This window comes from Virgibacillus halodenitrificans (genome assembly GCF_001878675.1).
Taxonomy (GTDB): Bacteria; Bacillota; Bacilli; order Bacillales; family Amphibacillaceae; genus Virgibacillus_Q; species Virgibacillus_Q halodenitrificans.
This window is the reverse complement of sequence record NZ_CP017962.1, coordinates 133917-160103: the sequence shown is the minus strand read 5'-3', so window position 1 is coordinate 160103 and position 26187 is coordinate 133917. Positions and strand designations below refer to the sequence as shown.

35 protein-coding genes are annotated in these 26187 nt (G+C 40.5%); all 35 read right to left on the bottom strand.

Annotated elements, in window-relative coordinates:
- Positions 1–58 precede the first annotated feature (58 nt).
- The 35 genes from rpsK to rpoB all read right to left on the bottom strand — a co-directional run bounded on the left by rpsK (position 59) and on the right by rpoB (position 26102).
- Positions 59–451, bottom strand: a complete 393-nt coding sequence (rpsK, locus tag BME96_RS00860) for a 30S ribosomal protein S11 (RefSeq protein WP_019375510.1) — start codon at positions 449–451, stop codon at positions 59–61.
- A gap of 22 nt (positions 452–473) precedes the next feature.
- Entirely contained in the window at positions 474–839 is a 366-nt protein-coding gene (gene rpsM, locus BME96_RS00855; RefSeq protein ID WP_019375511.1) for a 30S ribosomal protein S13, read from the bottom strand.
- Positions 840–863: 24 nt separating this feature from the next.
- Complete coding sequence (rpmJ, locus tag BME96_RS00850) at positions 864–977, bottom strand: 50S ribosomal protein L36 (protein WP_010095733.1); 114 nt, start codon at positions 975–977, stop codon at positions 864–866.
- Positions 978–1008: 31 nt separating this feature from the next.
- Positions 1009–1227: a translation initiation factor IF-1 gene (infA, locus tag BME96_RS00845; RefSeq protein WP_010095735.1), complete on the bottom strand. Its 219-nt coding sequence runs from the start codon at positions 1225–1227 to the stop codon at positions 1009–1011.
- Positions 1205–1540: a KOW domain-containing RNA-binding protein gene (locus tag BME96_RS00840; RefSeq protein ID WP_019375512.1), complete on the bottom strand. Its 336-nt coding sequence runs from the start codon at positions 1538–1540 to the stop codon at positions 1205–1207. Before BME96_RS00840 ends, infA begins: the two co-directional genes overlap by 23 nt.
- A 181-nt stretch (positions 1541–1721) precedes the next feature.
- Positions 1722–2366, bottom strand: a complete 645-nt coding sequence (locus BME96_RS00835; RefSeq protein ID WP_019375513.1) for an adenylate kinase — start codon at positions 2364–2366, stop codon at positions 1722–1724.
- Between the two features lie 34 nt (positions 2367–2400).
- Positions 2401–3696, bottom strand: a complete 1296-nt coding sequence (secY, locus tag BME96_RS00830) for a preprotein translocase subunit SecY (RefSeq protein ID WP_071648034.1) — start codon at positions 3694–3696, stop codon at positions 2401–2403.
- Positions 3696–4136, bottom strand: coding sequence for a 50S ribosomal protein L15 (gene rplO / locus BME96_RS00825; protein WP_019375515.1), 441 nt, complete (start codon positions 4134–4136; stop codon positions 3696–3698). Before rplO ends, secY begins: the two co-directional genes overlap by 1 nt.
- Positions 4137–4165: 29 nt before the next feature.
- Positions 4166–4348: a 50S ribosomal protein L30 gene (gene rpmD, locus BME96_RS00820; RefSeq protein ID WP_019375516.1), complete on the bottom strand. Its 183-nt coding sequence runs from the start codon at positions 4346–4348 to the stop codon at positions 4166–4168.
- A gap of 13 nt (positions 4349–4361) precedes the next feature.
- The gene (gene rpsE, locus BME96_RS00815) at positions 4362–4865 is read right to left on the bottom strand and encodes a 30S ribosomal protein S5 (RefSeq protein WP_019375517.1); all 504 of its coding nucleotides are present in this window, start codon (positions 4863–4865) and stop codon (positions 4362–4364) included.
- A 20-nt stretch (positions 4866–4885) separates the two neighbouring features.
- Entirely contained in the window at positions 4886–5248 is a 363-nt protein-coding gene (rplR, locus tag BME96_RS00810; protein WP_019375518.1) for a 50S ribosomal protein L18, read from the bottom strand.
- Positions 5249–5280: 32 nt separating this feature from the next.
- Complete coding sequence (gene rplF / locus BME96_RS00805; RefSeq protein WP_019375519.1) at positions 5281–5820, bottom strand: 50S ribosomal protein L6; 540 nt, start codon at positions 5818–5820, stop codon at positions 5281–5283.
- A gap of 30 nt (positions 5821–5850) precedes the next feature.
- On the bottom strand, positions 5851–6249 hold the full coding sequence (rpsH, locus tag BME96_RS00800) for a 30S ribosomal protein S8 (RefSeq protein ID WP_040953951.1): 399 nt from the start codon (positions 6247–6249) through the stop codon (positions 5851–5853).
- A 29-nt stretch (positions 6250–6278) separates the two neighbouring features.
- On the bottom strand, positions 6279–6464 hold the full coding sequence (locus BME96_RS00795; protein WP_019375521.1) for a type Z 30S ribosomal protein S14: 186 nt from the start codon (positions 6462–6464) through the stop codon (positions 6279–6281).
- A 29-nt stretch (positions 6465–6493) separates the two neighbouring features.
- A complete protein-coding gene (gene rplE, locus BME96_RS00790) occupies positions 6494–7033 on the bottom strand; it encodes a 50S ribosomal protein L5 (RefSeq protein ID WP_026041277.1) in 540 nt (179 codons plus the stop codon).
- Between the two features lie 26 nt (positions 7034–7059).
- Entirely contained in the window at positions 7060–7371 is a 312-nt protein-coding gene (gene rplX, locus BME96_RS00785) for a 50S ribosomal protein L24 (RefSeq protein ID WP_019375523.1), read from the bottom strand.
- Between the two features lie 36 nt (positions 7372–7407).
- Positions 7408–7776, bottom strand: a complete 369-nt coding sequence (gene rplN, locus BME96_RS00780) for a 50S ribosomal protein L14 (RefSeq protein ID WP_019375524.1) — start codon at positions 7774–7776, stop codon at positions 7408–7410.
- 44 nt (positions 7777–7820) lie between these two features.
- Entirely contained in the window at positions 7821–8084 is a 264-nt protein-coding gene (rpsQ, locus tag BME96_RS00775; protein WP_019375525.1) for a 30S ribosomal protein S17, read from the bottom strand.
- Between the two features lie 26 nt (positions 8085–8110).
- On the bottom strand, positions 8111–8311 hold the full coding sequence (rpmC, locus tag BME96_RS00770; protein ID WP_071648033.1) for a 50S ribosomal protein L29: 201 nt from the start codon (positions 8309–8311) through the stop codon (positions 8111–8113).
- The gene (gene rplP, locus BME96_RS00765) at positions 8301–8735 is read right to left on the bottom strand and encodes a 50S ribosomal protein L16 (protein ID WP_019375527.1); all 435 of its coding nucleotides are present in this window, start codon (positions 8733–8735) and stop codon (positions 8301–8303) included. Before rplP ends, rpmC begins: the two co-directional genes overlap by 11 nt.
- A gap of 17 nt (positions 8736–8752) precedes the next feature.
- Positions 8753–9394: a 30S ribosomal protein S3 gene (gene rpsC / locus BME96_RS00760; protein WP_019375528.1), complete on the bottom strand. Its 642-nt coding sequence runs from the start codon at positions 9392–9394 to the stop codon at positions 8753–8755.
- Positions 9395–9397: 3 nt separating this feature from the next.
- Positions 9398–9739, bottom strand: a complete 342-nt coding sequence (gene rplV, locus BME96_RS00755; protein ID WP_019375529.1) for a 50S ribosomal protein L22 — start codon at positions 9737–9739, stop codon at positions 9398–9400.
- 18 nt (positions 9740–9757) lie between these two features.
- Positions 9758–10036 carry a 30S ribosomal protein S19 gene (gene rpsS, locus BME96_RS00750; protein ID WP_019375530.1) on the bottom strand — a complete coding sequence of 93 codons (279 nt, stop codon included), beginning with the start codon at positions 10034–10036 and terminating at the stop codon, positions 9758–9760.
- 57 nt (positions 10037–10093) lie between these two features.
- Positions 10094–10924 carry a 50S ribosomal protein L2 gene (gene rplB, locus BME96_RS00745; RefSeq protein ID WP_019375531.1) on the bottom strand — a complete coding sequence of 277 codons (831 nt, stop codon included), beginning with the start codon at positions 10922–10924 and terminating at the stop codon, positions 10094–10096.
- Positions 10925–10956: 32 nt separating this feature from the next.
- Entirely contained in the window at positions 10957–11244 is a 288-nt protein-coding gene (rplW, locus tag BME96_RS00740) for a 50S ribosomal protein L23 (protein ID WP_019375532.1), read from the bottom strand.
- A complete protein-coding gene (rplD, locus tag BME96_RS00735) occupies positions 11244–11867 on the bottom strand; it encodes a 50S ribosomal protein L4 (protein WP_019375533.1) in 624 nt (207 codons plus the stop codon). The genes rplW and rplD overlap by 1 nt, the downstream gene beginning before the upstream one ends.
- 26 nt (positions 11868–11893) lie before the next feature.
- Positions 11894–12523: a 50S ribosomal protein L3 gene (rplC, locus tag BME96_RS00730; RefSeq protein ID WP_071648032.1), complete on the bottom strand. Its 630-nt coding sequence runs from the start codon at positions 12521–12523 to the stop codon at positions 11894–11896.
- A gap of 31 nt (positions 12524–12554) precedes the next feature.
- A complete protein-coding gene (gene rpsJ, locus BME96_RS00725; protein ID WP_019375535.1) occupies positions 12555–12863 on the bottom strand; it encodes a 30S ribosomal protein S10 in 309 nt (102 codons plus the stop codon).
- Positions 12864–13890: 1027 nt separating this feature from the next.
- Entirely contained in the window at positions 13891–15081 is a 1191-nt protein-coding gene (tuf, locus tag BME96_RS00720) for an elongation factor Tu (RefSeq protein ID WP_019375536.1), read from the bottom strand.
- Positions 15082–15201: 120 nt separating this feature from the next.
- On the bottom strand, positions 15202–17280 hold the full coding sequence (fusA, locus tag BME96_RS00715; protein WP_019375537.1) for an elongation factor G: 2079 nt from the start codon (positions 17278–17280) through the stop codon (positions 15202–15204).
- Between the two features lie 42 nt (positions 17281–17322).
- A complete protein-coding gene (rpsG, locus tag BME96_RS00710) occupies positions 17323–17793 on the bottom strand; it encodes a 30S ribosomal protein S7 (protein WP_019375538.1) in 471 nt (156 codons plus the stop codon).
- A 36-nt stretch (positions 17794–17829) separates the two neighbouring features.
- Positions 17830–18246, bottom strand: coding sequence for a 30S ribosomal protein S12 (gene rpsL, locus BME96_RS00705; RefSeq protein WP_019375539.1), 417 nt, complete (start codon positions 18244–18246; stop codon positions 17830–17832).
- A 138-nt stretch (positions 18247–18384) separates the two neighbouring features.
- Positions 18385–18636 carry a 50S ribosomal protein L7ae-like protein gene (locus BME96_RS00700; protein WP_019375540.1) on the bottom strand — a complete coding sequence of 84 codons (252 nt, stop codon included), beginning with the start codon at positions 18634–18636 and terminating at the stop codon, positions 18385–18387.
- Between the two features lie 169 nt (positions 18637–18805).
- Positions 18806–22411, bottom strand: coding sequence for a DNA-directed RNA polymerase subunit beta' (gene rpoC / locus BME96_RS00695; RefSeq protein ID WP_071648031.1), 3606 nt, complete (start codon positions 22409–22411; stop codon positions 18806–18808).
- Between the two features lie 154 nt (positions 22412–22565).
- Positions 22566–26102 (bottom strand): DNA-directed RNA polymerase subunit beta, encoded by a 3537-nt coding sequence (gene rpoB / locus BME96_RS00690; RefSeq protein WP_019375542.1) that lies wholly within the window; start codon positions 26100–26102, stop codon positions 22566–22568.
- Positions 26103–26187: the final 85 nt, after the last annotated feature.

Here is a 26187-nt window from a genome sequence, read left to right as displayed (position 1 = left end):
ACACTTTTAAGCCATCATAACCCATTATAGACAGGGTGACAAATTCTATACGGTATAATTATACACGACGACGTTTTGGTGGGCGACAACCATTATGAGGAACTGGTGTTACGTCAACAATTGCTGTAACTTCCAGACCTGCTGCTTGAAGTGAACGAATAGCTGCTTCACGTCCAGCTCCTGGTCCTTTAACAGTAACTTCTAGAGTTTTCATACCATTATCAACCGCTGTTTTTGCAGCAGTTTCAGCTGCCATCTGTGCAGCAAATGGAGTTGATTTACGAGATCCTTTAAAGCCAAGTGCACCAGCTGAGCTCCAGCCAATAGCATTGCCTTGTGTGTCCGTAATAGTAACAATAGTGTTGTTAAAAGTAGAACGAATATGTGCTACACCTGTATCAATATTCTTTTTCACACGACGCTTACGTGTGTTTGTTTTAGTACGTGCCATTGATTAGCTTACCTCCTTCACGTTATTTTTTCTTTCCTGCAACTGCTCGACGAGGTCCTTTACGAGTACGTGAATTGTTTTTTGTCTTTTGACCACGAACTGGTAAACCGCGGCGGTGACGAAGCCCTCTGTATGAGCCGATTTCGATTAGACGCTTAATGTTAAGTGAAACTTCACGACGAAGGTCACCTTCCACTGTATATTCGTCCAATGCTTTACGGATTTTACCTAATTCATCTTCTGTTAGATCGCGTACACGTGTGTCTTCAGAAACGCCTGCTTCTTTAAGGACTTTCTTAGCTGTAGTACTACCAACTCCATAAATATAAGTTAATGAAATAACTACACGCTTATCACGTGGAATATCTATACCTGCAATACGTGCCATATAACGTTAGCACCTCCTTGGTTATTAGCCTTGTTTTTGCTTGTGTTTAGGGTTTTCGCAAATCACCATTACTTTACCCTTACGCTTGATTACTTTGCATTTTTCGCAAATTGGTTTTACAGATGCTCTTACTTTCATCATCTTTACCTCCTTTTATATCGGAGCTCGCTTATTTATAACGGTACGTAATTCGTCCTCTAGTTAAATCATACGGAGAAAGTTCAACCGTTACTTTATCGCCTGGTAGAATGCGAATGAAATGCATACGGATTTTACCAGAAACATGTGCTAAGACCGTATGGCCATTCTCAAGCTCAACATTAAACATCGCATTCGGCAACGTTTCCGTTACGGTACCTTCTACTTCAATTACATCGTCTTTCGCCATCGTGTTGATCTCCCTTCTTCAAATCAGTCACAACCTCATTGACAAATTTAGCTATGGCAAATCGAATTTTGCCATTTGTGACACGACCAGTTTCTAGAAGGCTGTTTTGGACCTCTGGAGAAATGTATCCCATACATTCAATATGCTGTAAATTCTTTTTCTTTGGTCGATCATATTTACGTTTTTCGCCATCTGCAAGCATAACATACCTGTCATCCACTGCTTCAATGATGATTGCATATTGTCCAGCTTCGCGTCCCTGCATAATACGAACAACTTGACCTATTAGCGGAATCGAATCATCTTCGTTCAACAACGATCACCTTCACTTAGGCTATAGTTTATACTGCTACACCTTTTATGAAAAAGGCTCTACATTTCATTTTGTGTCACTTTATATGAAGTACTATAAAATTTATAATCACTCAATTGCAATTATAACTATTTATAGCCGGAATTGCATTTATTTTGCGCTACCAAAGCAGCTCAACCACTTATTTATCAATACGTGATTGAATGTCCTGGAAGACCTGATTGATTTCCTGGTCGCCATTCACTGTAACAAGGTAACCTTTGTTCTGATAGAAGTCCAGTAACGGTTTCGCCTGCTCCATATTTACTGACAAACGATTTTTAACCGTTTCGGCTGTATCATCATCACGCTGAATTAACTGGGAACCATCCTTATCACATATTCCTTCCACTTTTGGCGGGTTGTATATGACATGATAAGTTGCTCCACATGTAGGACAGATTCTACGACCAGTTAGTCGCTCCACTAATTTTTCTTCTGGAACATCTACATGGATCACGTAATCAATGGATGTATCCAGTTCCTTTAAAAGCTCCTGTAAAGCCTCTGCTTGTGCGATTGTTCTTGGAAAACCATCCAGTAGAAAACCGTTTTTGCAGTCAGATTTACTAAGTCTTTCTTTAACGATCCCAATAGTTACTTCATCCGGAACAAGGGCACCTTGGTCCATATATTCCTTGGCCTGTTTACCGAGGTCTGTACCCTCTTTAATGGCCAAACGGAACATATCTCCAGTAGAAATATGAGGAATGTTATACTTATCGTTTATTTTCTCTGCCTGTGTACCTTTACCAGCACCAGGTAGACCCATCAATATTAAGTTCAACAAATTTCCCCTCGCTCTCACTGACAGCAAGATATTACTTTATAAAACCTTTATAGTGACGCTTTACTAACTGGCTTTCCAGTTGTTTCATTGTCTGTAAAGCAACCCCTACAACGATTAGTAAGCTAGTGCCGCCGATTTGTACTGCGGTAGGTAGATTTGCAAGACCACCTAGAACAATAGGTAGCACAGAAACAGCAGCTAAAAAGATTGAGCCAACAAATGTTAAGCGGTACATAACACGTGTCAAATATGTTTCTGTATTTTTACCAGGTCGTATACCTGGAATATATCCACCTTGTTTTTGTAAATTCTCAGCCATTTGTTCAGGGTTAACTTGAACAAATGTGTAGAAGTAAGTGAAAGCAATAATTAAAGCAACATAGATAACCATCCCGATTGGGTGAGTGTAATCAAACACTGTTTGGATCACTGAAGCCACTTTATTGCCCTCAAAGAAATTTGCTACCGTACTTGGTGCAACCATAAATGCGATCGCAAAGATTACCGGTATAACACCTGCAGCATTTACTTTAAGTGGTAAATGCGTAGAATGTCCACCAACCGGAGAACGATTCACAAGTTTTTTAGCATATTGAATTGGTATTTTACGTAAAGCTTGCTGAATGAAGATTACTCCAACAGTTACTGCTATTACTACCAATGCAATTAGGGCAACAATAACAATATTAATAAACAATTCATCACCAGGATTTACAAAGTACTGGCTGTATAATTGTTTAACACCATTAGGTACAGCGGCAACGATACCGGCAAAAATGATAATTGAAATACCATTTCCAACTCCGTTGGCTGTAATTTGTTCACCTAACCACATTAAAAATGCTGTACCACTTGTTAACGTAAGTGCGATAACAAGGAATTTTAATACGCTTGGATCAGAGATCAGCATACCACCAGCCATTGCGTTGAAACCAATTGACATTGCAATTGCTTGAATGAATGCAAGAACGATCGTTCCGTAACGAGTGACTTGTGCAAGCTTCTTACGGCCCATATCCCCTTGCTTTTTCCATTCAGCAAACTTAGGTACAACGTCCATTTGTAACAACTGCATAATAATTGAGGCAGTAATGTATGGCATGATTCCCATAGCAAAAATGGAGAAGTTTTGTAGGGCTCCTCCACCAAACGTGTTCAGAAACCCAAAAACATTTTGTGAGCTGTTCATCCAATCAATTGCTTGTTTATCTGTATATGGCACTGGAATAAATGTGCCTAGACGGAAGACAACTAACATGAGTAATGTAAAGATTATTTTCCGCCTAATGTCACCTACGCGCATAAAATTGGAGATTGTACGGAACATTAAATCACCTCAGTTTTACCGCCCGCTGCTTCAATAGCTTCAACAGCTGAAGCAGAGAACTTATGAGCTTTTACTGTAAGTTTCTTTTCGATAGCACCTTTGCCGAGTACCTTAATACCAGCCTTAAGCTTGCTTACGACACCTTCTTCAAGTAATAGCTCAGGTGTAACTTCTGTGCCGTCTTCAAAACGATTTAGAGCATCCAAGTTAACAATTGCAAACTCTTTGCGGTGGATGTTCGTAAATCCTCGTTTCGGTAAACGTTGGAATAAAGGCATTTGACCACCTTCAAAGCCCGGACGAGTACCGCCGCCTGAACGTGCTTTTTGTCCTTTATGTCCACGGCCGGAAGTTTTTCCGTTACCTGATGACATTCCGCGACCTACACGATTACGATTTTTGCGAGTTCCTTCTGATGCCTTCAATTCATGAAGTTTCATGCGAGCACCTCCCTTTACGCTAATGTTTATTAAACTTCTTTAACCGAAATTAAATGAGATACTTTATTTACCATACCACGTACAGCTGCTGTATCTTCACGAACAACGGATTGTCGAATTTTTTTAAGTCCTAATGCTTGAACAGTTTTACGTTGAATATCTGTTCCACCGATAACACTGCGCGTGAGGGTGATTTCTAATTTTTTAGACATAACATTTCCCTCCTTATCCTAACAGTTCTTCTACAGACTTTCCACGTAGTTTTGCTACGTCTTCTGCGCGCTTTAAGTTTGTTAAGCCGTTTAATGTTGCACGAATCATATTGATCGGTGTGTTTGAACCAAGTGACTTCGTTAAGATATCACCAACACCAGCAAGTTCAAGAATCGCACGAACAGGTCCACCTGAGATAACTCCAGTACCCTCAGTAGCTGGTTTCATTAATACGTTACCTGAACCAAATCTACCGTGAATTTCATGTGGAATTGTTGTTCCAACGATAGGTACTGTAATCAAGTTTTTCTTTGCGTCATCAACTGCTTTTTTAATTGCTTCAGGTACTTCTTGTGCTTTACCAGTACCAAAACCTACATGACCATTTTTATCTCCGACAACAACCAAAGCTGCAAAGCGGAAACGACGTCCACCTTTTACTACTTTCGCAACACGGTTGATCGTAACAACACGCTCTTCAAGATCTAGTTTGTTCGGATCAATGCTTGTATTCATGTATGTCCCTCCTTTATCGATTAAAATTCAAGACCTGCCTCGCGGGCAGCATCTGCTAATGCTTTTACACGTCCATGATAAAGGTAGCCTCCGCGATCGAATACAATCGATTTGTAACCTTTATCCTGGGCACGTTTAGCGATCAATTCTCCGACTTGCTTAGCTGCTTCTACATTGCCGGTAGCTTCTACTTTAAGCTCGTTGTCTTTTGTAGAGGCACTTGCAACTGTTTTGCCATTAATATCATCGATTAATTGTACATAGATGTGTTTATTTGAACGGTACACATTCAAACGAGGACGTTCCTGTGTTCCAAAAAGATTTTTACGAACACGTGCATGTCTTCTTTTACGTGTAACATTTTTGTCAGGTTTTGTGATCATCTAGGTCACTCCTTTCTGCTCCCTAACTAATCTTACTTAGCAGTTTTACCTTCTTTGCGGCGTACAAATTCACCTTCGTAGCGAATACCTTTCCCTTTATAAGGTTCAGGAGGTCTGATTGCTCTAATATTTGAAGCAATTGCTCCAACTAGTTCCTTATCAATACCTTTTACAACTACTTGTGTGTTTTTAGGAATTTCAATTTCAATACCCTCAATTGGGTCGATTTCTACAGGATGTGAGTAACCAGCGTTAATCACAACTTTGTTACCTTGCTTTTGTGCACGATAACCAACCCCAATAATTTCAAGGGATTTTTCAAAGCCTTTACTTACGCCAACAACCATGTTATTGATCAAACTACGAGTAGTTCCGTGTAACGCACGGTGATCTTTATGATCGCTTGGACGCTCAATTGTAATGACGTTGTCTTCCATGTTGATTTTCATGTCCTGAGGTAGATCTCTGGATAATTCACCTTTTGGACCTTTTACTGTTACAGAATTACGGTCACCAATTTTAACCTCTACACCTTCTGGAATTTCAATTGGTTTAAGTCCTATACGAGACATTCCATGCACCTCCTTATCAAAAAATGTTAATTACCATACGTAGGCAAGAACTTCGCCACCAACAGCTTGAGAACGGGCTTCTTTATCAGAAAGCACACCTTTAGATGTTGATACGATAGCAATACCTAAACCATTAAGTACGCGAGGTACTTCGTTAGCTTTAGCGTAGACACGTAGTCCCGGCTTACTAATTCTTTTAATACCTGTAATTACTCGTTCGTTATTAGCACCGTATTTAAGGAAAATACGCAGAACGCCTTGTTTGTTATCTTCAACAAATTCATAATCTGAAACAAAACCCTCACGTTTAAGGATATCAGCGATCTCTTTTTTCATAGTAGAAGCAGGAAGCTCCAACTTTTCATGGCGTACCATGTTAGCATTACGAATACGAGTAAGCATATCTGCGATTGGATCTGTCATAACCATTACTAATTACCTCCTTCCCGAATCGGGGTTTACCAGCTTGCTTTTTTGACACCAGGAATTTGACCTTTATAGGCAAGTTCACGGAAACAAATACGGCAAAGTTTAAATTTACGGATTACAGAATGTGGTCGGCCACAACGTTCGCAACGTGTATATTCACGTACTTGATACTTTTGTGGACGTTTTTGTTTCGCAATCATTGATTTTTTAGCCACAATTTTCCCTCCTTGTATTAGCTCTTAGCTTATTTTTGGAAAGGCATGCCTAGCTGAGCTAAAAGTTCACGAGCTTCTTCGTCAGTATTGGAAGTTGTTACAATAACGATATCCATACCACGGACCTTGTTCACTTTATCGTAGTTAATTTCTGGGAAAATTAGCTGTTCTTTAACACCTAATGTATAGTTTCCTCGACCATCAAAAGCTTTTTTAGAGATACCACGGAAGTCACGTACACGTGGAAGTGATACTGCAATAAGCTTTTGTAGGAAATCGTACATGCGCTCACCGCGAAGAGTTACTTTCGCACCGATTGGCATTCCTTCACGAAGACGGAAACCAGCGATTGATTTCTTAGCACGAGTTACCATTGGCTTCTGACCAGAAATTAATGCAAGCTCTTCTACAGCACTATCCAATGCTTTTGAATTTTGAACTGCATCACCAACACCCATGTTGATAACAATTTTTTCAACTGTTGGTACTTGCATAACAGATTCATAATTAAATTTATTCATCAAAGATGGTAATACTTCATCTTGGTATTTTTGTTTTAGTTGATTCATCATGTCGCCCTCCTTTCGTCGCTAAACTATTTATCTAATGCTTCACCGGATTTTTTAGCGATGCGGACTTTCTTTCCGTCACGTACTTCATGCCCAACACGAGTTGGTTCACCGGATTTAGGATCTATTGGCATTACGTTAGAAACATGGATTGGTGCTTCTTGATTAAGGATTCCGCCTTGCGGATTCTCCTGAGAAGGCTTCGCGTGTTTTTTAATCATGTTAATACCTTCTACAAGAACACGTTCCTTTTTAGGGTATGCTTCTAAAATAGTGCCTTGTTTACCACGGTCTTTACCGGATATTACTTTGACTTTATCACCTTTTTTTACATGCATGCTTTACGCACCTCCTTACAAGGCAAAAATTTAAGCTTATAAAACTTCTGGAGCTAGAGATACGATTTTCATGAATTTAGCTTCACGTAATTCACGTGCGACTGGTCCGAAGATACGAGTTCCTCTTGGACTTTTATCATCACGGATAATTACTGCTGCATTTTCATCAAAACGAATGTATGATCCATCTTTACGACGCGCGCCAGATTTTGAACGTACGATTACGGCTTTAACAACCTCACCTTTTTTGACAACGCCTCCTGGTGTTGCTTGTTTTACAGTACAAACAATTACATCACCAATATTAGCAGTCTTACGTCCGGAACCACCAAGTACTTTAATTGCAAGCACTTCACGTGCACCAGAGTTATCTGCAACTTTTAAACGAGTTTCTTGTTGAATCATATCGCTGTGACCTCCCTTCGGATACCTTTCCGAGCGAACTTATATTATATAATTACCGCTTCTTCAACGATTTCAACTAAGCGAAAACGTTTTGTAGCTGAAAGCGGACGAGTTTCCATGATGCGCACAACATCGCCGATTTTTGCTTGATTGTTCTCATCATGTGTTTTGAATTTCTTAGAGTACTTAACACGTTTACCGTATAGTTTATGAAACTTGTAAGTCTCAACCAAAACAGTAATTGTTTTATCCATTTTATCCGATACGACACGGCCTGTATATACTTTACGATTATTACGTTCAGTCATTTTGAGGCTAACCTCCTCTCGAATTATCAGTTACTTACACTTAGTTCACGTTGACGTACAACAGTTTTCAAGCGAGCAATTGACTTTCTTACTTCGCGAATGCGAGCAGTGTTTTCCAATTGACCTGTTGCAAGCTGGAAGCGTAAATTAAATAGTTCTTCTTTTAAAGATTTAACTTTTTGTTCAATTTCGGCAGTGGTTAGTTCTCTGATTTCATTAGCCTTCATTGCTTTCACCACCAATTTCTTCACGTTTTACAAACTTAGTTTTAATCGGCAGTTTATGAGAAGCAAGACGCAACGCTTCACGAGCAACTTCTTCTGATACACCTGCGATTTCAAACATAATTTTTCCTGGTTTTACTACTGCTACCCAGCCCTCTGGAGCACCTTTACCGGAACCCATTCGAACTTCTAGGGGCTTTGCAGTGTATGGTTTGTCAGGAAAGATTTTAATCCAAACTTTACCGCCACGTTTCATGTAACGAGTCATTGCAATACGAGCTGCCTCTATTTGACGGCTTGTGATCCAAGATGCTTCTGTTGCTTGTAGGCCATACTCACCAAAAGCTACAGTAGTTCCACCTTTTGCTTGACCTCTCATTTTACCACGATGTTGTCTACGATATTTAACACGTTTAGGCATTAACATAGAAAGTGCCCCCTTCCTTATTTGTTTGATTTAGTTGGAAGGACTTCTCCACGATAGATCCACACTTTAACGCCTAGCTTACCGTAAGTAGTATCAGCTTCAGCTGTACCATAATCGATATCAGCACGTAATGTGTGTAGTGGTACTGTTCCTTCACTATAATGTTCCGCACGAGCGATGTCTGCTCCACCAAGACGTCCAGAAACCTGAGTCTTAATACCTTTAGCTCCTCCGCGAATTGCACGTTGGATAGCTTGCTTTTGAGCACGACGGAATGAAATACGATTTTCTAACTGACGAGCAATATTTTCAGCAACTAGTGTTGCATCAAGATCAACTTTTTTGATTTCCACAATATTAATGTGTACACGTTTGCCAGTCAGGCTATTCAATGATTTACGTAGAGCTTCTACTTCGGAACCGCCTTTACCAATTACCATACCTGGCTTACCAGTATGAATAGTAATGTTCACACGGTTTGCTGCACGTTCGATATCAATAGAAGAAACAGCAGCAATACGCAAGCGGTTTTCAAGATATTCTCTGATTTTAATATCTTCATGTAGTAAGTCTGCATAGTCTTTACCAGCATACCATTTAGACTCCCAGTCTTTGATAATGCCGACACGAAGACCCGTTGGATTTACTTTTTGACCCACTGACTATCCCTCCTTCTTTTCTGTTACAACCACAGTAATGTGGCTTGTGCGTTTATTAATTTTACTTGCACGTCCTTGAGCACGTGGACGGAAGCGTTTCAGTGTTGCACCTTCATTTACAAATGCTTCAGAAATCACTAGATTATCTGGATCCATTTCGTAGTTATGTTCCGCGTTTGCAATAGCAGACTTAAGAACCTTTTCTACGACTGGAGAAGCACCACGTTGTGTATGACGTAAAATTGCAACTGCTTCACCAACGTTTTTTCCTCGAATTAGATCAACAACTAAACGAACTTTACGAGGAGCAATACGAACCGATTTCGCAATGGCTTTTGCTTGCATGTTGAGTGCCTCCTCTCATTAGCGTTTTGTTTTCTTATCATCGCCGGCATGCCCTTTATACGTACGGGTTGGGGCGAATTCACCTAATTTATGGCCAACCATATCTTCTGTTACATAAACTGGAACGTGTTTACGTCCATCATATACCGCAATGGTATGACCAACAAATGTAGGGAATATAGTAGAACGACGTGACCAAGTTTTAACTACTTGCTTTTTGTCACTTTCGTTTAATGTTTCAATCTTTGACAGTAGATGGTCATCTGCAAAAGGTCCTTTTTTCAAGCTACGACCCATGGATAAACCTCCTTTCGCAATTGAGAGACGGGGGTTATATCCCGTCCGCTATTCCGTTTATTTTTTACGCTTACGAACGATATATTTATCAGTCGACTTGTTACGGTGACGTGTTTTGTAACCAAGTGTAGGTTTACCCCATGGTGACATTGGTGATTTACGTCCGATTGGTGCACGTCCTTCACCACCACCGTGTGGGTGATCGTTAGGGTTCATTACAGAACCACGTACTGTAGGGCGCTTGCCTAACCAGCGAGAACGTCCTGCTTTACCAACACGAATAAGTTCATGTTCAATGTTACCTACCTGGCCAACTGTAGCACGACAAGTAGAAAGGATTAAGCGAACTTCACCAGAAGCTAAACGAACTAGTGTGTACTTATCTTCACGGCCAAGAACCTGAGCTTCGGCACCTGCTGAACGAGCAAGCTGTCCACCGCGTCCTGGTTTCAACTCAACATTATGAATGATTGTACCAACTGGAATGTTAGCCAATGGAAGTGCGTTACCTAACTTGATATCCGCATCTACACCTGATTCAATTGTTTGATCCACTTTAAGACCTTTTGGAGCTAGAATATAACGTTTTTCTCCATCAACATAATTGATTAGAGCTATATTAGCTGAACGGTTCGGATCATATTCAATTGTAGCAACGCGTCCTGGTATACCATCTTTATCACGCTTGAAGTCGATGATACGGTATTGACGCTTATGACCGCCACCTTGATGACGAACAGTTAGTTTCCCTTGGTTATTACGACCGCCACGTTTGTATAGCGGGCTTAAAAGGGACTTTTCTGGAGTATCTGTAGTGATTTCAGCAAAATCAGATACAGACATATTACGTCTACCATTTGACGTTGGTTTGAATTTTTTAATCGCCATCTTGTTTTCCCTCCTTCACAATTTCCTTGTTCTTAACCTTCAAAGAAGTCCAGTTCTTTACTGTCTTCAGAAAGTTGTACGATAGCTTTTTTGCGATCTGAGCGATACCCACCGTATCTTCCCATTCGCTTGAACTTACCTTTAAGATTCATTGTATTTACTTTTTCTACTTTGACACCAAATACTAGTTCTACAGCAGATTTGATCTCTGTTTTGTTAGCTTTTGGGTTTACTTCAAACGTATATTTCTTCTCTGCCATTAGGTCAGCAGAGTTTTCCGTAATTACCGGGCGCTTAATAATATCGCGTGGGTCTTTCATTATGAAAGCACCTCCCCTGCTTTTTCAGCTGCATCTTTAGTTACGATCAGCTTGTCATGCGAAAGCAAGTCCAGTACGTTCATTTCCTCTACAGTCAATACTTTTACAGACTGAAGATTGTTTGCTGAACGCATAACTGTCTCATCTTTTTCAGCAGTAACAATTAATACTTTTGTATCAACGTTAAGTGCTTCAAGCATCTTAACTACTTCTTTAGTTTTAGGAGCATCAATTGCAATGCTTTCTAATACTACAATATTATCTTCTTTTACTTTGGAAGATAAAGCAGATCTTAATGCTAGACGACGTACTTTCTTTGGTAGTTTATAGCTATAGCTTCTAGGAGTCGGTCCGAATACAGTTCCGCCACCTACCCATTGTGGTGAACGAATGGAACCTTGACGCGCACGTCCTGTTCCTTTTTGACGCCATGGTTTACGACCACCACCGCGTACTTCCGAACGGTTTTTTACAGCGTGCGTTCCTTGACGCATAGATGCACGTTGCATTACTACAGCTTCATGTAAAACATGTGTGTTTGGTTCAATACCGAATACGGAATCGTTTAACTCCATATCGCCAGCTTGTGAACCGTCTTGTTTTAATAGTGCTACTTTAGGCATGACATATCCTCCCTTCGTCTATATGATTAGTTAGCCTTTATTGCACTCGTGATTTTTACGAATGATTTTTTTGCTCCAGGCACGTTCCCTTTAACTAAAATAAGGTTACGCTCAGCATCCACATTAACAATTTCAAGGTTTTGAATTGTAACTTGGTTGCCACCCATTTGTCCTGGAAGTGGTCTTCCTTTAAATACACGCATTGGATCAACAGCACCTAGTGAACCAGGTCCTCTATGATAGTGGGAACCGTGGGACATTGGGCCACGTTGTTGATTATGTCGTTTGATGGAACCTTGGAAACCTTTACCCTTGGTTGTTCCAGTAACATCAATTTTATCTCCTGCTTGAAAAACATCAACGCTTATTTCCTGACCAACTTCATAGTCGTCAAGATTAGCGTCACGGAATTCACGAACGCAGCGCTTAGGGGCTGTTTCAGCTCTAGCAGCATGACCTTTTTTCGCTTTATTCGTACGTGATTCTTTCTCATCAGCAAAACCGATTTGTAATGCTTCATAGCCATCATTTTCTAGCGTTCTCTTTTGCAATACAACGTTTGGCTCTGCCTGAATTACTGTTACAGGCACTAACTCGCCAGTTTCAGAGAAAAGCTGAGTCATGCCGATTTTACGACCTAAGATTCCTTTCGTCATCCGTTACACCTCCTATAGTAAATCCATTATTTTATAGTTTGATTTCAATATCCACACCAGATGGTAAGTCAAGACGCATTAACGAGTCAACAGTTTGTGGTGTTGGATTAACAATATCGATCAAGCGTTTATGTGTACGCATTTCGAATTGCTCGCGTGAATCCTTGTACTTATGCACCGCACGTAAAACAGTATATACAGATCTTTCTGTAGGTAATGGAATTGGTCCAGAAACATTTGCTCCAGAACGCTTCGCAGTATCTACAATCTTCTCAGCAGACTGATCTAAGATACGATGATCATATGCTTTCAAACGGATTCTGATCTTTTCTTTTGCCATTATTTTCCCTCCTTCTCGCCCATATTATTATAGACATTCTCCACGAAAATTCCTTAGCACCCCGCCATGGCAAAGGGGCCGGGTGTGCCAACAACCTTCCGCTTCATCGCCTTCGATGACCAACATTCTTATTATATAGAATTCCGCCGGTCAATGCAACCCCTTTTTAATAAATGTTGTAAGGATATTGCACATCTATGTATTATACTTACTATTTTCAATGAATGCAAGGGGTACAAGGAAATTCCTTATCTAAACAAGAATATTTTCTAGCTTAAGTGAAAAGGTGTTCGAATGCGTTTAAACTTTAAGGAATTTAATTACCTTCTAGTTTGTTGGGAAATTCGAGTTATAGATGGGAAAATTCTATCTGCCATAGGGTGGACTCATTAGTAGTAAGTGGTGGATATTCGCGGATTGAAGATTTAATCTAGTGTAGAGTTACTTTATCAGCAGAAGGGAGTGGGTATCCGCTGGAAAATAATTTATTCGGCTGGAGAGTGAGATAATCAGCCGCAGAATAGGTTTATCAGCAGCAGAGCGAAACTATCCGCCGGAGAGCAATTTAATCAGCAGTAGAGCAACATTATCTGCCGCAGAATAGATTTATCAGCAGTAGAGCGAAACTATCCGCCGGAGAGCAATTTAATCAGCAGTAGAGCAATATTATCCGCCGCAGAATAGATTTATCAGTAGTAGAGCGAAACTATCCGCCGGAGAGCAATTTAATCAGCAGTAGAGCAATATTATCCGCCGCAAAATAGTTTTATCAGCAGCAGAGTAATCTTATCCGCCGCAGAATAGGTTTATCTGCAGCACAGCATAACTATCCCCCGGAGATATTCAGGAAATAGCTATAGTTTAGTTATCATACATTACCCTTTAAAACAGCCATACATAATACACCCAAGTTAGTTAAGAGTTCATCTATCCCACAAGTCATTGGATACCCCAACATATATATTAGAATTCAAACAAACAAAAAAGCAGGTAGCGTCGTCACGCTACCTGCTTTTGATAAAGTTTATTACTTTTGAATTGATGATACTACACCAGATCCAACAGTACGTCCGCCTTCACGGATAGAGAAACGAGTACCGTCTTCAATAGCGATTGGAGAAATAAGCTCAACGCTCATTTCGATGTTATCGCCAGGCATTACCATTTCAGTACCTTCTGGCAACTGAATAACACCAGTTACGTCAGTAGTACGGAAATAGAACTGTGGACGATAGTTAGCGAAGAATGGAGTATGACGTCCACCTTCTTCTTTTGACAATACATAAACTTCAGCTTTGAAGTTTGTGTGTGGAGTAATTGAACCAGGCTTTGCTAGTACTTGACCACGGTTGATGTCTTCACGTGCAACACCACGTAGAAGTGCACCAATGTTGTCTCCAGCTTCAGCATAGTCAAGAAGCTTACGGAACATTTCCACACCAGTTACAGTAGTTTTAGAAGCATCTTCAGCAAGTCCGATGATTTCAACTTCGTCTCCTACTTTAACTTCTCCACGCTCAACACGTCCAGTAGCAACTGTACCACGACCAGTGATTGAGAATACGTCCTCAACTGGCATCATGAATGGCTTGTCTTTGTCACGGTCTGGAGTTGGGATGTACTCATCAACTGCAGCCATTAGTTCAACGATTTTTTCTTCGTAGTCTGCATCGCCTTCTAGAGCTTTAAGAGCAGAACCTTTGATTACAGGTACATCGTCACCTGGGAAGTCGTATTCAGTTAATAGATCACGTACTTCCATTTCTACTAATTCAAGTAGTTCTTCATCGTCTACCATATCTGTTTTGTTAAGGAATACTACGATAGAAGGTACCCCAACGTTACGAGATAATAGGATATGCTCACGAGTTTGTGGCATTGGACCATCAGCAGCAGATACTACTAGGATAGCGCCGTCCATTTGAGCAGCACCAGTGATCATGTTTTTAACATAGTCAGCGTGACCTGGGCAGTCAACGTGTGCATAGTGACGAGTGTCAGTTTCATATTCTACGTGAGATGTTGCAATTGTGATTCCACGTTCTTTTTCTTCTGGTGCACCGTCAATTTGGTCATAAGCCATTGCAGACCCTTTACCAGATTTCTTATGCATAACTGTTGTGATAGCAGCAGTTAGAGTAGTTTTACCATGGTCAACGTGTCCAATTGTACCAATGTTTACGTGACTTTTTGAGCGATCAAATTTTTCTTTAGCCATTTATAGTTCCTCCTTTAGTTAAATAAAAGTTTTTTATTTTTTATATTAAGCAGAGAAATAATTTTAAACTATAACTCAGCCTTCAATAAAAGTTATACTTGATGATGATCAAAAAATCAATTATTGACCAGCATTTTTCTTAATAATTTCTTCTGAGATACTCTTTGGCACTTCTTCATAATGGTCAAAGTGCATAGTGAATGTTCCACGACCTTGCGTATTTGAACGTAATGCAGTAGCATAACCAAACATTTCAGCAAGTGGTACAAAACCTTTTACTAGCTGAGCAGTTCCGCGTGCTTCCATACCTTCAACGCGTCCACGGCGTGATGTAACATCACCCATAATGTCTCCCATGTATTCTTCCGGAATAACGATTTCAACTTTCATCATTGGTTCAAGAAGTACTGGGTTACACTTGTTTTTAGCAGCCTTTAGGGCCATTGATGCAGCTATTTTAAATGCCATCTCGTTTGAGTCAACATCATGGTAGCTACCATCATATAGTGAAGCTTTAATATCAATTAATGGATATCCTGCAAGTACACCATTCTCCATTGATTCAGCAATACCTGCTTCAACAGAAGGAATGTATTCACGAGGAACAACCCCACCAACGATTTTGTTTTCAAATTCAAAGCCAGCGCCTTCTTCATTTGGTTCAAATTTAACCCAAACGTGACCATATTGTCCACGACCACCTGACTGACGTACAAACTTACCTTCAACCTCTGCAGCAGAACGGAAAGTTTCTCTGTAAGCAACCTGTGGTGCACCAACATTAGCTTCAACTTTGAATTCGCGCTTCAAACGGTCAACAATAATGTCTAAGTGAAGTTCACCCATACCAGAAATAATTGTTTGACCAGTTTCTACGTTTGTTTCTGTACGGAAAGTTGGATCTTCTTCAGCAAGTTTTGCTAAAGCAATACCCATTTTATCTTGGTCCGCTTTTGTTTTTGGTTCGATTGCAACACCGATAACCGGTTCTGGGAATTCCATTGATTCAAGGATAACTAAGTCCTTTTCATCACATAGTGTGTCCCCAGTTGAAGTATCCTTCAAGCCTACTGCTGCTGCAATTTCACCAGAGTAAACACGTGAAATTTCTTCACGGGAGTTGGCGTGCATTTGTAGGATACGACCTACACGTTCACGCTTATCTTTAACAGAGTTCTTTACATAAGAACCGGAATCTAGTGTCCCAGAATATACACGGAAGAATGTAAGCTTTCCAACGTATGGATCTGTCATAACTTTAAATGCCAAAGCAGAGAAAGGAGCTTTATCATCTGATGGACGAGTTACTTTCTCTTCTGTTCCAGGAATAATACCTTCAATTGCCGCAACATCTGTTGGTGCAGGCAAGAAGTCAATTACACCATCAAGCATTAGTTGAACACCTTTGTTTTTAAATGCAGAACCACAATATACAGGATAGAATTCTACATCCAATGTTGCTTGACGAATTGCATTCTTAAGTTCTTCATTGGAGATTTCTTCCCCTTCTAGGAACTTCATCATTAACTCTTCATCAAGTTCTGATACTGCTTCAATAAGACCTGCTCTTAACTCTTCTGCCTTATCTTTATATTCTGCAGGGATCTCACGGGATTCTGCTTTTGTACCAAGGTCATCAAGATAGAAGTGTGCTTCCATATTGATCAGATCAATAATACCTTCAAATTGATCTTCAGCACCAATTGGTAACTGTACTGGATGTGCATTTGCACCCAGACGATCCTTTAGTGTGCCTGTAGAATACAAGAAGTCAGCACCTACTTTATCCATTTTGTTAATGAATACGATTCTAGGTACTCCGTATGTTGTCGCTTGACGCCATACAGTTTCTGTCTGTGGTTCAACACCAGACTGTGCATCAAGTACAGTTACAGCACCATCCAGCACACGTAGGGAACGTTCAACTTCTACTGTGAAGTCCACGTGTCCAGGTGTATCTATAATGTTAATACGATGTTCCTTCCAAGCAGCAGTTGTTGCAGCAGATGTGATTGTAATACCACGCTCTTGCTCTTGCTCCATCCAGTCCATCTGTGAAGCACCTTCGTGTGTTTCACCAATTTTATGAATACGTCCTGTGTAGAAAAGAATACGCTCAGTAGTAGTGGTCTTACCTGCATCGATGTGTGCCATAATACCAATATTACGCGTCTTTTCCAAGGAGAACTCTCTAGCCATGTATTCTTCTCCTTCCTATTTGAAAACTTTATTGTCTTGTTCTTACCAACGGTAGTGAGCGAATGCTTTATTCGCTTCTGCCATTTTATGCATTTCTTCGCGCTTCTTAACGGAAGCACCTGTGTTGTTAGATGCATCAAGAATTTCATTAGCAAGACGTTCTTCCATTGTTTTCTCTCCGCGTAGGCGAGAGTAGTTAACAATATAACGTAGTCCTAATGCCTGACGACGTTCAGGGCGAACTTCCATCGGTACCTGGTAGTTAGAACCCCCAACACGGCGAGCACGAACCTCAAGTACTGGCATTACGTTTTTCATTGCCTGTTCAAAAACTTCCATTGCATTTTGGCCGCTTCTTTCAGAAACAAGTTCGAATGCATTATAAAGAATTTTTTGTGCCTTACCTCTTTTACCATCAACCATAATTTGATTGATTAAACGAGTCACTAATTTTGATTTATAAAGTGGATCTGGCAAGACATCGCGTTTAGGTACTGGTCCTTTACGTGGCATATGTCCTCCTCCTCTCTCAATAGTTATTATTTTACATTACTTTTTCTTAGGGCGTTTTGTTCCGTATTTAGAACGTCCTTGTGCACGGCCTTCTACTCCAGCTGTGTCAAGTGCTCCACGTACAATGTGGTAACGTACCCCTGGTAAGTCTTTTACACGTCCACCACGTAGTAATACTACGCTGTGCTCTTGTAGGTTGTGACCAATTCCAGGGATGTATGCAGTTACTTCCATGTTATTTGACAAGCGAACACGCGCATATTTACGAAGTGCTGAGTTCGGCTTCTTTGGAGTCAATGTACCAACACGTGTACAAACACCACGTTTTTGTGGAGAGTTTTGGTCAGTAAGTTTCTTTTTGAAACTGTTATAACCTTTATTTAGTGCCGGTGAATCAGATTTCTTCGGCTTGTTCACGCGACCTTTACGTACTAATTGATTAATTGTAGGCATTGAAATGTCCTCCCTTCCAATTTTATAAATTTAAAATCTGTAACCAGCTGTTTTAAGCGAGTTATAAACCCACACATCCAGGTGGTTCATCTTTTGGCAAAAAACAAAGTCTCGACAGCTAATTTCCTGTCAAAACCATTAATGCTTTATTGCAACTGTAGATGCACCAACCTCAATACCACAAGCCGCACCTAGTTTTTCCATCGAATCTACATAGCGGCAAGGGATGCCAAGATCTTCTGCTAAACCAGCTACTTTTTGTGTCAATCGGTGATCAGCATCATCAGCAATAAACACTTCACTTATTTCACCATTATTCATGGCCTTAAGCGTCTGTTTCGTTCCAATAATTATTCGTGATCGAACTTGAGTCACTTTTTCATAAGACATTTCATATCCTCCAAAGTAACAAGCATTATCGGAAGCACCTTGAATATTCTATCACCCATATTTTTCAATGTCAATATATATCGGGAATATTTTTGGTGCTTCCGATGGTTTATCACTTGTTCTTAAACTCTTCTCTATTTTTTAAACCTATGCTCATTATTAGCAAGTTCTATTGAACAGTCTCTGTTTCTTCCTCGTTAGCTGTTTCAGGTTCATCCAAGTCTGCTTGCACCTGACGATATCGCTGCATCCCAGTCCCAGCAGGAACCAGCTTACCAATGATTACATTTTCTTTCAGTCCTAGTAACTCATCTCGCTTACCTTTAATTGCAGCATCTGTAAGTACACGTGTAGTTTCTTGGAAAGAAGCTGCAGATAAGAATGAATCTGTTTCTAAGGACGCTTTGGTAATACCTAATAATACAGGTTTTCCAGTTGCTGGTTGTTGCCCATCATTCAATACTTTATGGTTAGCAACCTTGAACTGATGGATTTCAAGTAATGAGCCTGGCAATACATCCGTATCTCCAGAATCAATAACACGAATCTTACGAAGCATTTGACGAACCATAACTTCGACGTGTTTATCACCAATTTCTACACCCTGCATACGGTAAACGCGCTGCACTTCACGCAATAAATAATCTTGTACTCCTTCAACACCCTGAACGCGCAAGAGATCTTTCGGGTCTACAGAACCTTCTGTAAGCTCCTGCCCTGCGATAACTGTATCTCCAACTGTCACCTTCATACGAGCATTATAAGGCACAGCGTAGGCACGTTGTTCTACTTCACCTTGAACAATAATTTCTTGTTTGTCCTTCACTTCTTTAACTTCGTGAATGGTTCCGTAGATTTCACTAATCACAGCCTGCCCTTTTGGATTCCGAGCTTCAAATAGCTCCTGAATACGAGGCAAACCTTGTGTAATATCGTCCCCTGCAACACCACCTGTGTGGAATGTACGCATGGTTAACTGTGTACCTGGCTCACCAATGGATTGTGCAGCAATTATACCGACTGCCTCTCCAACTTCTACATCTGCTCCAGTTGCTAGGTTACGGCCATAACATTTTTGACATACACCGTGCTTCGTATTACATGTGAAGGCTGTGCGAATGGTTACTTCTTCAATACCAGCCTCAACAATTTGTTTTGCTTGGTCTTCGGTAATAATTGTATCTTCTTTCGCAAGAACCTCGTTTGTTTCTGGGTGCTTTACAGAACGGAAGGCTGTTCGCCCAATTAACCTGTCGATTAACGGCTCTATTAACTCAGTACCATCAGTTAAGGCAGAAACTGTAAGTCCTCGGTCAGTTCCACAGTCTGCTTCACGTACAATAACATCCTGAGCCACATCAACAAGACGACGAGTCAGATAACCCGAGTCGGCTGTCTTCAAGGCTGTATCAGCAAGTCCTTTACGGGCACCGTGCGTAGAAATAAAGTACTCAAGCACTGTTAAACCTTCACGGAAACTGGACTTAATCGGCAATTCAATAATTTTACCAGCCGGGTTGGCCATTAGACCACGCATACCTGCGAGCTGTGTAAAGTTAGAGGCATTACCCCTCGCTCCTGAATCACTCATCATAAAGATCGGGTTTCTCTCACTTAGGGATTGCATCAGCTTATCCTGAATTGTATCCTTCGATTGAGACCATATAGCAATAACCCTGTCATAGCGCTCTTCATCTGTGATTAAACCACGACGGAATTGTTTAGATACGTTATCCACTTTCTTTTGAGCTTCTACAAGGATTTCTTCTTTTTCTTTTAGAACAACGATATCAGAAATACCAACAGTCATACCTGCTTTTGTGGAATAACTGAAACCAAGATCCTTCATGCGGTCAAGCATTTTCGATGTTTCACTGATTTTGAACCGTTTAAAGACTTCCGCAATAATATCTCCCAGGAAACCTTTTTTAAATGGTTTTATAATATCTCTCGATTTGACTTCTTCTTTTATGTTCGTTCCACTCTCTACAAAATAGTGTCCCGGAGTTTCAATCTCCAAATTTAATTTTGTAGGTTCATTTATATAAGGGAACGACTCGGGTAAGATTTCATTGAAAATAATTTTCCCTACAGTGGTGATCAATAATTGGCCTTGTTGCTTGTCAGTGAATGTTTTGTTGTTTAGACTCGATGCTTGGATTGCTACTCTTGTATGCAAATGTACATACCCATTCTGATAAGAGAGCAATGCTTCATTTATATCATTAAACACAGCACCTTCACCGATGGCGTCTTCTCGTTCCAACGTAAGATAATAGTTTCCTAAAACCATATCCTGAGATGGTGTAACAACTGGTTTACCATCTTTTGGATTTAAGATGTTTTGGGCCGCAAGCATAAGAATACGTGCTTCTGCCTGTGCTTCAGCTGATAAAGGAACATGGACTGCCATTTGGTCACCATCAAAGTCAGCATTGTATGCTGTACATACTAATGGATGCAGGCGAATTGCACGTCCTTCAACTAACGTAGGCTCAAATGCTTGAATACCCAGTCTGTGCAATGTAGGTGCACGGTTAAGTAATACAGGATGCTCCTTAATTACTTCTTCCAGTACATCCCATACATCTGGATGCACACGTTCAATTTTACGTTTTGCTGATTTAATATTATGTGCGATTCCTTTTTCCACAAGTTCTTTCATAATAAATGGCTTAAAGAGCTCCAGTGCCATCTCTTTCGGTAAACCACACTGATACATTTTCAAGTGAGGTCCTACAACGATAACAGAACGTCCGGAATAATCTACACGTTTTCCTAATAGGTTTTGACGGAAACGACCTTGCTTCCCTTTCAGCATATGTGATAAGGACTTTAATGGTCGGTTACCTGGTCCAGTGACTGGACGGCCACGACGGCCGTTATCTATCAAGGCATCTACTGCCTCTTGTAGCATACGCTTTTCATTTTGCACAATAATACTTGGTGCTCCGAGATCCAACAAACGCTTTAGACGGTTGTTTCGATTGATTACACGGCGATATAAATCATTCAGATCAGATGTCGCAAATCTTCCACCGTCCAACTGAACCATCGGGCGTATTTCCGGTGGGATTACAGGTAAAACATCCAACACCATCCAAGAGGTATCATTGCCGGAATTACGAAATGACTCCAGTACTTCCAAGCGTTTAATTGCTCTTGTTCTACGTTGTCCCTGTGCTGTTTTCAATTCTTCTTTTAAAGCATCCACTTCTTTTTCAATATCAATGTCTTGCAAAAGTTTACGGATTGCTTCTGCACCCATTTGGGCTTTAAAAGATTTACCATACTTGTCATAATATGCACGGTATTCTTTTTCAGATAAAAGTTGTTTTTTCTCTAAAGGTGTGTCGCCAGTTTCCGTTACAATATATGCAGCGAAATAGATTACTTCCTCAAGAGCTCTTGGAGACATATCCAAGACAAGGCCCATACGGCTTGGTATACCTTTAAAATACCAAATATGGGATACCGGAGCTGCTAATTCAATGTGGCCCATGCGCTCACGACGCACCTTAGCTTTTGTTACTTCTACACCACAACGGTCACATACAACACCTTTATAGCGTACTCGTTTATACTTTCCACAATGGCATTCCCAATCTTTTTGCGGCCCAAAAATCCGCTCACAGAACAAGCCATCTTTCTCCGGCTTCAATGTACGGTAATTAATTGTTTCTGGCTTCTTCACCTCACCATAAGACCATGATCGAATCTTTTCTGGTGAAGCTAACCCAATCTTCATATACTCAAAATTATTTACATCTAGCAAGGGGCCTACCTCCCTTTTAATGTCCGATTTTACCTAAGCTTATAACAGTTATATAAGATAAAGCTGGAGGTTGATCCAACAGTTGAACCAACCTTTCACTTTGGATATTTGGATATTATGCGTCTTTTAATCATTTACCCTATTGATATAATACTTAACTTTCTTCTACTTCAAGGTTTAATTTACTAGCTTGTTGTGTATCTTCTTCTTCCAGTTCACGCATATCGATCTCTTCTTCGTTACTGGAAAGCATTTTAACGTCCATTCCCAGACTTTGAAGTTCTTTAATTAATACCTTGAACGACTCCGGCACTCCCGGCTCAGGTACATTATCCCCTTTTACAATGGATTCATATGTTTTTACCCTGCCGACAATATCGTCAGATTTCACAGTAAGGATTTCCTGCAACGTATATGCTGCACCATATGCTTCAAGTGCCCACACTTCCATCTCACCAAAACGCTGACCACCGAACTGGGCTTTACCACCAAGCGGTTGCTGTGTAACAAGTGAGTAAGGACCTGTTGAACGAGCATGTAACTTATCATCAACCATATGCGCAAGCTTGATCATATACATTACCCCAACGGAAACACGATTATCAAAAGGCTCACCTGATCTTCCGTCATAAAGGACTGTTTTCGCATCCCTTGGCATACCAGCCTCTTCTAGAGTTTCCCAAACATCCTCTTCGGTAGCTCCATCAAAAACAGGTGATGCAACATGGATTCCAAGCTGTCTGGCAGCCATTCCAAGATGTAACTCAAACACCTGTCCAATATTCATACGGGATGGTACACCCAATGGATTAAGCATAATATCAATTGGTGTTCCATCAGGTAAGAATGGCATATCCTCTTCTGGTAAGATTTTGGAGATTACACCTTTGTTCCCGTGGCGACCTGCCATTTTATCTCCTTCATGAATCTTACGCTTTTGCACGATATATGCACGAACAAGTTGATTAACACCTGGAGGTAGCTCGTCGCCATCCTCACGATTAAAGATCTTCACATCTAAGACAATTCCGCCTGCTCCGTGAGGTACACGTAGGGATGTATCGCGAACTTCCCTTGCCTTCTCTCCAAAGATTGCATGAAGAAGTCGTTCTTCAGCAGATAGCTCTGTAACACCTTTAGGCGTAACCTTACCAACAAGGATGTCCCCATCAGTAACTTCAGCACCAACTCGGATAATCCCATGTTCATTCAGGTTTTTAAGTGCTTCTTCCCCAACGTTAGGAATGTCTCTTGTGATTTCTTCTGGTCCAAGTTTTGTATCACGTGCTTCAGACTCGTATTCTTCTATATGGATGGAAGTATACACATCATCCTTAACAAGTCGTTCACTCATAATGATAGCATCCTCGTAGTTATAACCTTCCCAGGTCATAAAACCAACAAGCACGTTTCTTCCAAGGGCTAGTTCCCCATCTTCCATAGAAGGTCCGTCTGCAAGGATTTCTCCTTTAGTAACACGGTTGCCTTCACTTACAATAGGTCGCTGGTTGTAGCATGTTCCCTGGTTGGAACGAATATATTTTTGTAATTTGTAACGATCCAAATCGCCTTTTACTTCTTTTCCATCCACTTCTGATATGCGACGAACAAGAACCTCTTTGGCTTCTACTTTTTCTACAATGCCTTCGTGACGGCAAATGATAGCTGCACCAGAGTCTTTCCCGTCTACATACTCCATTCCTGTACCAACAATAGGAGCTTCCGGATTCATAAGCGGCACTGCTTGACGTTGCATGTTCGCTCCCATTAGTGCACGGTTGGAGTCATCATTTTCCAAGAAAGGAATACATGCGGTCGCAGCGGAAACAACTTGCTTTGGTGATACATCCATATAATCAATTTGTTCACGTGGAACTGCTGTATTCTCCCCGCGGAAACGAGCGATTACTTCTTCATCTGTGAAAGTACCGTCATCATCTAATTTAGCATTAGCCTGTGCAACAACATAGTTGTCTTCCTCATCGGCAGTTAAATAATCAATTTGAGCAGTTACCTTACCAGTTTCTGGGTCGACCCGGCGATAAGGTGTTTCAATGAAACCAAATTTATTAACTTTTGCATAACTTGATAATGAGTTAATAAGACCAATGTTCGGTCCCTCTGGCGTCTCAATCGGACACATACGACCGTAGTGGGAATAATGCACGTCACGTACTTCGAAGCCAGCACGTTCACGCGTCAAACCACCAGGTCCTAATGCTGACAGACGACGTTTATGTGTTAATTCAGCCAACGGATTGGTCTGATCCATAAACTGTGACAGCTGAGAACTACCAAAGAATTCTTTAATCGATGCAATTACAGGTCGAATATTGATTAACTGTTGTGGTGTGATACTTGATGTATCTTGAATAGACATCCGTTCACGCACAACACGCTCCATTCGGGACAAACCGATTCTGAATTGATTCTGTAAAAGCTCCCCTACAGAACGCAAACGACGGTTCCCTAAATGATCAATATCATCTGTATTACCTACACGATGTAGCAGGTTAAAGAAGTAACTGATAGCTGATAAAATATCTGCAGGTGTAATATTTTTGATGCTGGTATCTACATTCGCATTCCCAATTACGGTTAGTTCCTTCTCACCACTAGGGTCAGTAGGATCTACGATTTTAATTGATTGAAGCGTAATTTGATCATCCAGTACACCTTCGTGAGGTTCAACAGTCCTCTCACCAAGCTTGTCTTCTTCTTTTTCCAAATATGGAATAATCTTATTTAATAACTTACGTTCGAGCTTATCACCTTTTTGTGCCAGTACCTCTCCTGTTTCAGGATCTACAATAGGTTCAGCAACAACTTGGTTGAAAAGTCGGTTCTTTATGTGTAATTTTTTATTCATTTTATAGCGACCAACATGCGCTAAATCATAACGCTTTGGATCGAAAAATCTGGAAACAAGTAAGCTTTTTGCATTTTCAACGGTTGGCGGCTCGCCAGGACGTAAACGCTCATAAATCTCCAATAAAGCTTTTTCAGTTGTTTCTGTGTTATCTTTTTCTAATGTATTTTTAAGGTATTCATTATCACCCAGCAAATCGATAATTTCTTGATCCGAACCAAAACCAAGAGCACGTAATAATACCGTAATCGGCAATTTACGTGTACGATCAATACGAACATAGGCCACGTCTTTCGCATCAGTTTCAAACTCTAACCATGCACCACGGTTAGGAATAACTGTTGCTGCAACGCCCCTTTTTCCGTTTTTATCAATTTTTTCATTATAGTAAACACTAGGTGAGCGCACAAGCTGTGAAACGATAACACGCTCTGCACCATTAATGACAAATGTACCTGTGTCTGTCATAAGCGGGAAATCACCCATGAATACTTCTTGTTCTTTTACTTCGCCTGTTTCATTGTTAATCAAGCGAACCTTTACTCGAAGTGGAGCATTATAAGTGACATCTCTTTCCTTAGATTCATCCACAGGGTATTTTGGTTCACCCAAGCTGTAATCGACAAATTCAAGTGAAAGGTTACCTGTAAAATCTTCAATAGGAGAAATATCCTTAAACATTTCTCTAATGCCTTCTTCCAGGAACCACTCATAAGAAGCTGTTTGAATCTCGATAAGATTCGGCAATTCTAATACTTCACTAATACGCGCATAGCTTCTGCGTTGGCGGTGCCGTCCATACTGAACTAGTTGACCTGTCAACTGCTTCACCCCTTAAATCATGCATTTTCAAGTAGTATTTTTCTACTTTAAATGATTAATATATTTTAAAAACTCCCTGATTTCT